Consider the following 12451-nt stretch of genomic DNA (forward strand, 5'->3'; position numbering starts at 1 on the left):
TAGGTTAGCTGTAGTGGAGCTAATCTAAACTCGGCACAGGGATCGATTGTTTGCAGTGGAATGCCATTAACCACCTGAATCCGGGTTCGCAGAATACCATGGCGTTGAACAATTTCCTGTATTCCTCGCTCCAAGGCCCCCACATCTAGGGAACCGGTAATTTCCAGGGCAACCGCAATGTTATAGGTGGCGTTAGGCCGTTCTTCTAGCTGATTGAGAAACCAAAGGCGAGTTTGGGCAAAAGAGAGGGGGAGGGGTTGGCCTTCGGACTCCCTTGGGACAATTTCCGGTATGGTCAATCCAGGAGTCGTTTGTTGGCTATTAATAATGATGGAGGCTAAACCAGCGACCGTGGGAGATTCAAATATAATCTTCACTGGTAATTCAACCTCGAACGCTTCCCGCAGTCGAGAAATGACCTTGGTTGCCAACAATGAATGACCCCCTAGGTTAAAGAAGTTATCGTGGATACCTACCCGTTCTTGCCCTAATACCGTAGCTATAATATTGGCAATAACTGTTTCAGCTTGGGTGCTCGGAGCCACAAAATCTGTTGAGCGCTCTTGTTCAAAATCGGGAATGGGTAAAGCACGGCGATCGACCTTACCATTTGAGGTTAAGGGAAAGCTGTCGAGGCCAACAATGGCACTGGGCACCATATAATCCGGCAGCTTTTGTTGAAGAAAATGCCGTAGTTCAGCACGAAATGCCCGCTCTTCAATTCCCTTTACATAAGCCACCAAATATTTATCACCAGGACGATCGTCTCGCACCATTACCATAGCTTGCTGAACCATAGGATGTTGATTTAAGACCGCTTGAATTTCCCCCAGCTCAATCCGAAATCCTCGGATCTTAACTTGATGATCGATTCGTCCGATAAACTCAATATTGCCATCCGGTAAATAGCGTGCCTTATCCCCCGTCTTGTAAAGAATTTCATCCTCATTAAAAGGACTGGAAATAAATCGTTCTGCGTTCAGTTCTCGACGATTGAGATAGCCCCTGGCCACTCCATCACCCCCGGTGTACAGTTCCCCTACTACCCCGATGGGAACTGGTTGGTGTTGGGAATCTAAAATGTAAACTCGGGTATTGGCAACGGGGCGACCGATGGGCATTGATTGTTCAAATGAAGCTTCCCTCGGCACCGAGTAGTAAGAGGTAAGGGTTGTGTTCTCTGTTGGACCATAGGCATTAATGAGCTCACAATCAGGTAGAGCTTGACGACATTTATGTGCGTGGGATACAGACAATACATCTCCACCAGTCACTAGTAAACGCAAGGAGCGTAAATCCTCCAACCCCTCGTCCACCACCAAATGAAATAGCCCAGTGGTCAGCAGCACAATTGTGACCTGATGTTGTCTCATTACTTGCCCCAAGACTTCCAAGGAAATTTGCTGTTCTGGGAATAGAACTAGACAAGCCCCATTCAGCAAACTTCCCCATATTTCCCAGGGGGCAGCATCAAAAGAAATCGATGCTAATTGGAGAACAACATCATTGGCAGTAAATTTGGCATAGTTGGTATTCTTCACTAGCCGCACAATATTGCGGTGGGTAATGCTGACTCCTTTTGGTTGTCCTGTGGACCCGGAGGTATACATGACATAGGCCAAAGATGTGGCTGTAGCGGGGGAGTTTAAATTTTCTGTGGGATGGGCTGCAATCGTCTTACCGTAGGTATCGAGATTGACAGAATGGGTTACCTGTGGTAAACTCTGACTCACACCCGTTTCGGTCAGGATTACCTGAATACCAGCATTCTCTACCATGAAAGCCAGTCGCTGGGGAGGATAAGTTGGGTCGAGGGGAAGGTAGGCTCCACCTGCTTTGAGAATTGCTAACAGGGCGATGATTAGATGAGGCGATCGCTCCAAACAAACCCCCACCAAACTCTCTGGACCAACCCCCAAGGTTTGCAAGTAATGGGCGAGTTGGTTGGCTTGTTGATTCAATTCCTGATAGGTTAAGGTTTGGTCTGCCAAAACCACTGCTACTGCATCTGGGGTATTTTGGACAATAGCTTCAAATAACTGGTGAACGCAGGAAGTGCGAGGATAATCGGTTTGGGTCTGATTCCACTCCACTAACAATTGCTGTCGTTCAGCAGCACTCAACATCGGCAATTGAGCAATGGTTTGTTCTGGGTCACCAGTGATCCCCTCTACAAAAATTTGGAAATTTCTGGCCATCCGCTCAATCGTTGCTTCATCAAACAGATTGGCATTGTATTCAAAAGCGCCAATCAGTTCTGTATTGCTTTGGGTCAGGGATAAGGTTAAATCAAAGGTAGCCCCAGCAGTAGGTTTGTCTAAGGGCTTAGCACTCACAGTCAGCCCGGATAAATCAAGGGTTTCCTTCGGGACATTTTGCAAGGCAAACATCACCTGAAACAGGGGACTAACCCCTGGCAGCCGTTCCGGTTTCAGTTGCTCTACCAGCAGGTCGAAGGGGACATCAGCATGGGCATAAGCCTCTAAGGCCACTTGACGAACCTGGGACAGCAACTCAATGAAGGTATGCTGTTGGTTCGGTCGAGTGCGCAAGACTAAGGTATTAACGAAAAAGCCAATCAACGCCTCTGTTATGGCTGGGGTGCGGTTGGCGATGGGAGTCCCGACCACAATATCGTCTTGATGGCAATAGCGAGACAGAAAAGCGGAAAAAGCCGCAAAAAGGGTAATGAAGAGAGTTGTTCCCTGACCCTGGCTTAAGACATTGAGTTTCTGAGTTAGGTCCCCATTGAGGTGAAATGGCACCCAGCCAGATTTGAAGGGTTGAGTTGTGCGGGGACGATCCAGGGGGAGGTTAAGCACTGGGGAAGCATCTGCTAATTGCTCTTGCCAGTATTTAATGTGGGCATCTCTAAACTCTCCCGTGAACCGTTGGCGTTGCCACTTAGCATAATCAACATACTGAATGGGCAGAGCTGGTAAGGATGGCGATGTCTGGGTTAAACCAGCTGTGTAAAGGGATGAGAGTTCTCTGAGCAAAACTTGTATTGACCAATCATCACTAATGATATGGTGCATGGTCAGTAGTAAAATTTGCTTTTCCTGTGAATGGCAAATTAGCGTAAATCGCAGCAGGGGACCAACAGTTACATCGAAGGGGCGATTTTGTTCAAGGAGAATCACTTCCTCAATCCCATCAAACCCCTCAGTGGTCAAGTCTACAATAGATAAGGGTAAAGAAATTTGGGATGAAATCCTTTGGAAAGGCATGCCCGAACGAGCAGAAAAGGTGGTTCTTAGGATTTCGTGGCGGTCTATGAGGGTTGCGATCGCATTTTCTAAACTCGTTCTGTCTAATCGCCCGGTAATCACAAACGCTCTGACCAAGTTATACGCAGCACGATTGTCTTCCAGTTGAGCCAGAAACCAGAGACCTTGTTGGGTTAAGGATAGAGGAATGTCTGCCTCTGTTGTCCTGGGGGTGGGGACTAATGGATAGTCACCAGTGCTACAAGTGCTAGTATTTACGGATTCTAGGTAATTTGAAAGCAGGCTAATTGTTGGTGCTTCAAAAATCTGCTTCAATGGGATTTCAATGCCTAGTCTATTAGAAATCCGAGCCACAACTTGGCTGGCATGAAGGGAGTGTCCCCCTAATTCAAAGAAATTATTCTCAATGCCAATCGGCTCTATTTTTAGGACTTCCGACCAAATTTTGACTAAGGTTTCTTCTGTCGCCGTACGGGGGGCAATAACGTTTAATTCTAATTGTGATGTTGATAGAATTGATTCGGGTTTCGGTAAAGCTCGTCGGTCAATTTTACCAGTTACAGTTAACGGTAATGACTCTAGCCAAATAAAGCAAGCTGGAACCATGTAACTGGGTAATGTAGCTCCCAACGCAGCTTTTAATTCTTTAGCTGTAGGTTTGTTTTGGGGATTTACCGGAGTCAGATAAGCCACTAGCTGTTGATCGCCCACTGCTCCCCCTGCTTCTGTCTGGGCGACTACAACCGCCTCTTGAACAGCGTCTAAGTTCAATAAACTGGCTTCCACTTCAGTTGTTTCAACCCGATAACCTCGGATCTTGACCTGAAAATCTTTACGACCTAGGTGCAGCAAACAACCATCCGGTAATAACTTACCTAAATCTCCTGTTTTGAAATATCGGTGCTCGCCATCGGTAATAAACACTTGCTCCGTTCGCTCAGGCTGTTGCCAGTAGCCTAAAGCGACTTGGCGAGAACGAACCACAATTTCACCAACCTCTCCCGGAGGTACCTCTTGCCCCGATTCATCCCAAAGGAAAACCTCGGTGCCCTCAACTCCATACCCCGCAGGCACCGTCGCACCAGTGAGCACGGTTTCTTTAGTAATGGGAAATTGTCGCACTGGACTAATTTCTGTACCTCCGAGATTCACCATTAAGGTGCATTGGTCGGAAAAGTTTTCCTGGAAAAGTTCGGCATCCTGTCGGTAAACCGTTTCGCTGCCAATTTGGATTAGTCGTAACTTGGGAAAATCTTCAAGCCCATCCAATGTTGAAACAAAGTGACGAAACAATGTTGCCACCGCAAACATAACGGTGATCTCATTATCTCGCAACCATCGACCTAACTGATGTAAGCCAATTTGCTTGACATCGAGGGGGAATAGGGCTGCTCCATTCAACAGGGCACAGTAAATATCTCGCACTGCACCACCAAAGGCAGCTGAGTACAACAGTGAAAAGCGATCGCTAAAGCTAATCTTGCCGCTGTTGGTATAGTTCCGGCATAGATTCAGGACATAGCGATGGTTTTGGAGCACACCCTTGGGGCGTCCTGTAGAACCGGAAGTGTAAAGAATATAGGCCAGCTCGTCAGGATGATACTGAATCTCTAAGTTCTCGTCTGAAATCCCTGGTTCGAGGCTATCAATCCTTAAAACATCTTGGATCAAAACATCTTGGCTCAAAATCCTCTGCTCAAACCCTGAAGCATCGAGATGGTAGCGATCGCTTAAAATTAACCTAGCCTTTGAGTCGTTAAGAATCAGGCTCAGGCGAGACTCTGGTAACGATATATCTAAGGGAACATAAAATTTCCCGGCTTTGAGTACTCCCAACATCCCTGCAATCATGCTCGGTCCGGTCTCAAATAACAGAGCAACCGGTTGGGTCCCAGCCCCAAGCTTGGCTAAAACGGCTCGTGCAATCCGGTTCGCCCATTGGTTTAAGGCATTGTAGGTTAGCTCTTGTCCTGGAAAACCGATGGCAAGACGATTCCCATGACGTGAAACCTGTTGTTCAAACTGCTCTACAATGGACCGTTCAACATTTTCTAAGGGGAAAGGTTTATTTGTCTGGTTGAGACTATCGTTGTCGTTTTCAATCAGGGATTGTACAGAGGGATTCATCGTTTTAGCTTAGGTGTTTTAGCTAAGTGTTTGAGCTTAAGTATTTGAGCTAATCTGGGTTGGACTGATCTGTTAGAGATAAAACCTGTCTCGTCACAGGTTCAGTTCCATTGCTGCCATCGGCTGAAGATTCTCAGCAGCATGGTTCAAAGCTAGTTGAACCGGATTAATCACGTCGAGGGCTGACAAAAACTGCCCGACAGCACCGGTAGTTGTTCCTTGCAGGCACTCCAGCAAACAGGGAATTTCGCTACAGCCTGCAATGATACAGTCCGGGTCAGGTTGGGTGTTGAGCAGCTCAACAAAGAAGCGTTCCCCTAAGAAGCAGGTTAAATCACGATTAGAGGCTTTTACCCCCTGATAAATGCAGTCCATCAGGGTTAACTGCAAAGCATCCCTTGGTTCGATCAGGTCAATGCCATTGGCCTGAAGGGGATGGGCGTAGACCTGTCCCCATCGCGTGGCACTGGTGCATAGCAGTAACGGTCGCCGCCAAGGCTGAGCTTTGAGATAATCCACTACAGATTCAATTAACGAAATCCACTGGAGTTTAATTGCCATCTGGGGATGATTGTTCAGCAGCCGCTGCCACGCTTGGGGCAGGAAGTAATGGGCAGCATTACACAGGACAATCACTTGGATGGGAGTATCGCTTGTGGAAATTTGTGCCACCCCCACTCGAATTGCCATCTCTAGCATTTCCACTAACTCCTCCTCAGCCAAGGTTTTGGCCAAGGTTTTGCTGCCAGCTTGCCTCTTTTCGGCCATGACTGCTGTTCGATTCGGCAGCGCACATGCCTGTAACAACACAATTTCCCGAGTGTTTTGAAACATCTCACAGGCTTGCTCAAATCCCGCTACTCCTGGTATCGGACCCATCCCTCCAATTAAGAGTAAGGGGGGAGCTTTGGTGTGCTGAGGCCGGAGTACCATCACCTCTGTGGGATAGTCTTGATCGGCAATCACCTCTCCCAAGCCATTGTAGGTCTTGGCAATGTCAGCTAATCTTCGTCGATAGGCTGGGAGCGCCGTAATCGCCTGTTGAGCTGTTTCAAAATAGTACTGATGCTGGGGGTTAAGACGCGCAGATGAGGGGTTCGTTTGCATGATTTTCTTGACTCATCATGTTAGTGAAGTCTACCATTACACCACCCAAACGAGTCAAATATTCCACAAACAAGTTCTGAGCCTGTTCGTAATCAATGGATGTGTTTGTCCCTTGACAATAAGCATTCAAGGCTTTGACCACTACCAAAAAGTGATCCACTTCCGTCTCATCAGCCACATGGGCGTGGATATAGGTCAGAGCTTGCTCTTTTTCTGCAGCCGAGAAGGAGTAATGACGATCAATGAGATCACTAAAAGCCGAAAGAGCTATGCTATACTCACCGTGGTTATAGATCTCAGAAAACATATTGGTGAACAATCCCTTGGGAATATCATTCACTACCATGTTCTGATAAATCCATTGTTTAAACTCTCTGGCTTTCGGTAAGCAATACTGGTCTAACTGCCAGGAAGCGTCATCCAAAAACACCCCAGCAAAACGGTTATACAGCTCCGCATGGGTTTGACCTCCAAAGTCTAAACCGAGGTCTTCATAACTGGTCTCAGCATTGAAGGCTCCGGCCATGAATAACTGTTCCCTCACTGAGTCGGGATTTGCCAAAGCCAGCCGTTGTAAGCGACAAGATAGACCATAGATCGCCAACATCTTGAGGTGAGTCGCCTTCCAGGAGTTAAAGAAATTAGCCAGAAATGACTTAGACCAACGATGGCTAGGAACCAGTGCAAAGAAATTATCAATCTTGCTTACTTCCTCCCTTGCTTCCGAGAAAGCTTGAGTCAATGACTCCCTCAACTGGGCGTCATCCACCATAGCGATTAGAGGATTTACGGTCTCGTACAAAGTTTTAGTCATACCAAAAATTGCCACCCATAATTGCCTGTTATAAATAATACCTCATCCGGCTCGTATTTCAACATTTAATTTTCTTTTTAAGCTGAGCTTAAGGTTAATTCCCTCAACCACATTTTGCCATTCAAATGTACAATATATATATTGTAGTATTAACTAGGGATTGTTTGGGCAGGATTAGGGCTAGTGGGATGGTTAGGAGTTCCTGATGATGCTGTAGTCTGGAAGAACCTTTATTCGCTAACGTACCTTGATTTTGTAGTCTCTCAAATTTGTTGGCGTTCCCGTAGCGGCTCTTTGAGAGCATCCCATTTGTTTTCTCGGGCTCACTCTATAGCAATACAGGTTTCTTTCACAGCTCAATCTGACTGTTCACAACTGTATTAATCGCGGACATCGCTCCCAACCCATAAGGCTTGGAATTCCGTCAAATGTTAGAGACTGCCCCCTGACCGTTTGCTTCCCTTATGTTTTACTCAATGACCAGAGGTGGCATCAACCCTTCAGAGTATCAGTCGTTCTCTAAGTCTGTGTTTTCTAAGTCTGTGTTCTCTAAGTTTCTTTATCTTCCTAGTTAACTCCCTTCACTAGTAAAACACAGCTTATTGATAGCACAGCTTATTGACATAAAAATTTACATTTTTCCATGAACTGCCATATCATAAAATAATAGTTTTTTGTTAAAATTAAATAAAATTTAACAAAAAATATAAGTATATACTTATATAAGTATAAGTGTTTATTAGACTTATATTTTTTATGCTTATAGCGGTTGTCATAGTAATGAGTTACACAGAATTTTTTACCATTCTAGTAGGAGCCTCTAGCAACTAGGTAAGCATTCAGCAGTCAGCAGTCAGCTTGAAAGAAATCTATGCAGGCCTATGGCCAAGCTACGGGAACGGCAGAATTTAATATTGATAGATTAATGAGAATTTAAACTCTGAAAAAAACTCCTTGGCCGTTGGCCATGCTACGGGAACAGCTTTGTGGCACAGGCTTTGGCCTTGGCCTTTTGGCCTTTTGGCCACGCTACGCGAACGGCCACGCTGTGCGAACGACGCTGGGACGTAACTCAGATTAAACAAATGGTTACCTCTTTTATTCAAAAGCTGACGGCTGATAGCACCTCAAGTAGCGTGCCCATAAGCACCTCAAGTAGCACCTCAAGTAGCGCATAAGCTGATAGCTGATACGCGACACGCTGATAGCTGAATGCTTACCTATGAGAACCGCTATAAACTGTCAATTCAGGGATTGAACGCTGTCTTAGAGAATTTGACAGCAAGTTAATAAATTATTTTATACAGTACTGCATCGCTTTTTCCATCTATCCCAGTTTAAAATATCAATTTAAAAACCTTAAATATAGCACTTGTAAAATGTGCGCTACCATACCGTATCGTAAATTCCTCCACACCCTCGGGCTGTAAATCTCTCTACTCATAGCTCGTGGAATTATTAAATAAATTTAAGTTCTCGTATCTATTGATACATGCTATAATTTCCGAGGCGATCTAGGTTCTGTTATATATCAGGGCAACAGGAGCGATAAGAATGACAGTTTCTGTAAAAAAACCTCTACCACTGACCTATGAAGCAATTATTACAAAGGAAAAGCTGAGGGGTTCTCTTCAGGCAGCATTGTATCTAGAGTTTGCGACCATTCCTCCCTATTTGACAGCGGTTTATTCCATGGAAGATAAATCAGCTGAAGCCTATCAAATCATCAGAAGTGTGGCTTTGGAGGAAATGTTGCATATTAATTTAGTATGCAATTTGCTACTGGCTATCGGTGAGACTCCTCTATTTGTAAAACCAGCTAGTGATCCGTTTAATGGTCTGGTTCCTTACATTTCTGAAATTACCTATCCTAGCTATATATTGCCGAATTTCTACGACGGTCCCTATGTGCAAATTCTGGCAGCATCCCCAGAATTAATCAAACAGACATTCATGGCGATTGAGGAACCGATGCAGTCTAATCAACCCCTGCCAGCACAAGGGGAAAAATTTACCAGCATTGGGCAAATCTATCAAGCCATTAAAGAAGGGTTTGAGTATCTCGACGCCAATATAGGTAGTGCAGCTCTGTTTTCCGGAACTCCTGAGCATCAGAAAACTAACTACTACTTTGGCAGCGGTGGTGGAAAAGCGATCGCAGTAAGCGATCTCAAAACTGCTGAGCAAGCAATTGAGCAAATCGTACAACAGGGAGAAGGAGCAACTCCTCCTACCACCGAGTATCGGCCTAAGCAACCCTATGGAACCTATAACCGATATGGTAATCGTAACGATGGTACCTACGGTCCAATTCTAGGGACTCCATTCGAGTTATCTCATTACTTTAAGTTCAGGGATATCGCAGATGGGAAAGTTGCCCTGCCATCAGCTTATCCGATGTTGCCCAATCCCTCAATAGCGAAGTTTATAGGGACACCTGCTGAAGAGCTTGCTAGTCACTTCCAAGACGACTACAGTCTGATGATCCAAGCGTTGGAACAAGCCTTTGCAGACAATGCAGACACTACAGCCTACTTCACAACTGTTGTGGAGCTGATGCAGGGTGTATTTCCACCAGCGATTACTGAGTTAATGAAAACTCCAATTTCCGCAGATACCAACTCAACTCTTGGTCCTACGGCTGGTCCTTGCTTTGAATATACACCAATAACTCTTGGGGAAATTACTGCTAAGGTCAGTAAATTGAAACAGAAATGTCTTCAACAGGATGAAGTGTCACGCTCCATGGCAGATACTTGGCATAAACTTGATGAAGCTCTTCAGAAAATCAGCAAAAAAATCGAGGGAACTCCCCTAGAGAAGCACTTATAGAGAAGTGTTTAGAGAAGTGTTTAGAGGAGCGCTTGTCAACCCTTTGATAAAACCCCAAGTAGAGCAAGTGTAAATGCTGAAACTATTGCTGATAGGGCTAGTGGTGGTAGTGCTGCTATGCCTGGTATGGCTGGTATTGCCGAAAAAATGGAGGATAATCCTAGGAGGAGGAAAAATGGTAGTTAAGTATAAAATTCATCCCGCAATGGGTATTGCTCGTGTTGGTAACAGCGAAGAGTATTATCTAGAACCAGAAACAAGAGGAGGACTTCCCATCAAGCTAGATGGAAGTGATTTTCAGAAAACTGACTTCCGAGATAGCGATGGTAAACTGCGTCGCCAAGCAGTCCGTTTTCGCCTTTATAAATACACCTACTCAGAAGATGAGACTACATTAATAGAAGTAACAGAAGTTACTCAGTCAACTATGGCTTCTCTGGGGATAAGTCGTATTGATTGGACTGTTCACCTAGCTAATAAAAAAGCTAGTTGGTACGAGTTCCTTACTATGAATGGTGAAAATGGATACGCTTCCAATCATCCTTTACGTAACAGTAAGTATCCAGGAGACCGGACAAATCTCTTCATCGATTTCGGTTACAGAACCTTATCGTTAGATTCATCAACTTCTCTGCCATCACAGGCGCAGGAATTCGACTTGGCATCTCAACCTGCCGGTTATCCTAGTCGCTATCCTCCGGACGAACTATATGACGGCTCTAGCAAAACTCCAAACGTCACCATTAGTTCTTTAGGAAAGGTACTAATAGATGATGAAAGTAGACTAATTGTAGTGGGAGGATACGGTAAAGCTGGTTCGAGCAACCCAACTCCAGAGATTACTGATTATGCCAACAATGACGATTGGTGGGATGATACCTCCGACGGACCAGTATCAGCAACAATAACCTTTAGCAACGGCGATCCAGAAGAAGAAGCATCTCCTGCTTGGGTATTGGTGGGACCACCTGCTTATGCCCCGGAGATAGTCAATATAGTCACCCTGTACGATACCATCTTTGATGTGGCGGTGCGGGAGATGGGATACCGCCCAGATATTTACGAGGATAGTTTGTGGAAAAATGGTTCTACTGGTTACAAACCGAACTTTGAGGCGGACATCAAACCTATACTCAAGCATGCTTCCATGATGCCCTGGGTAGTTGCTATACCGCCCAAACCCCACACCTTTGACTCTGATTTATTAGGAAATACCAGTGAAGACTACAATGGTCTGCGAGCATACTTTTTTGACCAAATCCGGGCACCAGACCAGAAAAATACCCTGAAATCTCCGAAAACTGGCTATCCGATGATGCCCTATTTGGCAGGAGACGATGCCACTGGTTCCAGCCAGAAGTCAAAGAAGTATCTGACCTTGACAGACACCCAATATTTCATGCTTCAGCAGTGGGTAGAGGGATACTTTGAAAACATTACACCACCAACTCCTCAGGTAGCAGATCCTGGTGAAGAGCTTACCCGTGCTAGCTTGGAAAACTGCGTGGGAGGGGCTTTTTCTCCTGGAATCGAAATGACCTGGATTTCACGGAATCCCAAGATTTACTCGGAACCTTTCCGGATTAAGAAGAAAGCAATCGACTACAGTGAAAAGAAGCCCCTTAGCTTGGGTATGAACTTGGACGAAGGTGTTGAGCCAGGGGATATTACCAAGTTTATGGCTTTGCCTTGGCAGGCAGATTTCAATGAGTGTTCTACTCAAACTCTTGACCGTATTGTTTGGTGGTGGCCTGCACAACGCCCATACTTTGTCTATTCGGATCCTACTGCCGCACCTACTTTCAAAACGCAAGGACCCGACGAGAGTATCAAGGATCGACAGATGCCTTGGATAGGCACTGACTACGACCAAAATGCTAGCGATTATGTTATGTTTCCCGATGACGTAGACATGGTTCAGAAGTGGCATGACCTGGGATTTGTGTTGGAAGTTTCACACTATGACTCGTCGAATTGGCCTGAGAATTTTCCTACACCCTATTACGCTGAAGTAGCCAGAAAATTACCTCGTGACTAATCGCCTCCTTTCGGAGATTGATATTGCCATTATCGGTGGTGGTCCTGCAGGGGCTGCCACTGCCCTTGCTCTCCAGAAACAGGGAGCAAGACCGATTGCCATCTTTGAAAAATCTCAGCAGGATGATTTTCGAGTTGGTGAAACTATCTCCCCCAACACCCAATCGATTTTGAAGGAATTGGGGGTGCTGGACTCCTTTCTAAAAGATGGTCATCTGCCATCTTTAGGTAGTAGTTCGGCTTGGGGCAGTGCCCAACTTGGATTTAATGATTTCTTCCTCTATCCTGGAAGACAGGGTTGGCA

7 protein-coding genes are annotated in these 12451 nt (G+C 45.5%); 4 read left to right on the top strand and 3 right to left on the bottom strand.

The features are described 5' to 3' along the window. The 3 genes from F6K37_RS19285 to F6K37_RS19295 all read right to left on the bottom strand — a co-directional run. Positions 1-5357, bottom strand: a 5357-nt coding sequence (locus tag F6K37_RS19285) for a non-ribosomal peptide synthetase (protein WP_287251618.1), incomplete at its 3' end; no start/stop codon positions are given. Between the two features lie 93 nt (positions 5358-5450). Continuing rightward, complete coding sequence (locus F6K37_RS19290) at positions 5451-6464, bottom strand: aspartate/glutamate racemase family protein (RefSeq protein WP_287251619.1); 1014 nt, start codon at positions 6462-6464, stop codon at positions 5451-5453. Then, positions 6433-7278, bottom strand: coding sequence for a hypothetical protein (locus F6K37_RS19295; RefSeq protein WP_287251620.1), 846 nt, complete (start codon positions 7276-7278; stop codon positions 6433-6435). Before F6K37_RS19295 ends, F6K37_RS19290 begins: the two co-directional genes overlap by 32 nt. A 986-nt stretch (positions 7279-8264) precedes the next feature. Between F6K37_RS19295 and F6K37_RS19300 the strand changes: the two genes are divergently transcribed. The 4 genes from F6K37_RS19300 to F6K37_RS19315 all read left to right on the top strand — a co-directional run. Further along, positions 8265-8456 (top strand): hypothetical protein, encoded by a 192-nt coding sequence (locus F6K37_RS19300; protein ID WP_287251621.1) that lies wholly within the window; start codon positions 8265-8267, stop codon positions 8454-8456. 376 nt (positions 8457-8832) lie between these two features. Continuing rightward, positions 8833-10110 (top strand): ferritin-like domain-containing protein, encoded by a 1278-nt coding sequence (locus F6K37_RS19305; RefSeq protein WP_287251622.1) that lies wholly within the window; start codon positions 8833-8835, stop codon positions 10108-10110. 73 nt (positions 10111-10183) lie between these two features. After that, positions 10184-12148 (top strand): LodA/GoxA family CTQ-dependent oxidase, encoded by a 1965-nt coding sequence (locus F6K37_RS19310; RefSeq protein WP_287251623.1) that lies wholly within the window; start codon positions 10184-10186, stop codon positions 12146-12148. Next, positions 12141-12451, top strand: a 311-nt coding sequence (locus F6K37_RS19315) for an FAD-dependent monooxygenase (protein ID WP_287251624.1), incomplete at its 3' end; no start/stop codon positions are given. The genes F6K37_RS19310 and F6K37_RS19315, both read left to right, overlap by 8 nt.

It is taken from the genome of Moorena sp. SIO4E2, from assembly GCF_010671945.1.
In the GTDB taxonomy this organism is placed as follows: Bacteria; Cyanobacteriota; Cyanobacteriia; order Cyanobacteriales; family Coleofasciculaceae; genus Moorena; species Moorena producens.

Bases quoted from the DNA above. Each gene is read 5' to 3' on its own strand.
- F6K37_RS19290 (WP_287251619.1), bottom strand. From the start codon at position 6,464: ATGCAAACGAACCCCTCATCTGCGCGTCTTAACCCCCAGCATCAGTAC.
- F6K37_RS19295 (WP_287251620.1), bottom strand. From the start codon at position 7,278: ATGACTAAAACTTTGTACGAGACCGTAAATCCTCTAATCGCTATGGTG.
- F6K37_RS19305 (WP_287251622.1), top strand. From the start codon at position 8,833: ATGACAGTTTCTGTAAAAAAACCTCTACCACTGACCTATGAAGCAATT.
- F6K37_RS19310 (WP_287251623.1), top strand. From the start codon at position 10,184: ATGCTGAAACTATTGCTGATAGGGCTAGTGGTGGTAGTGCTGCTATGC.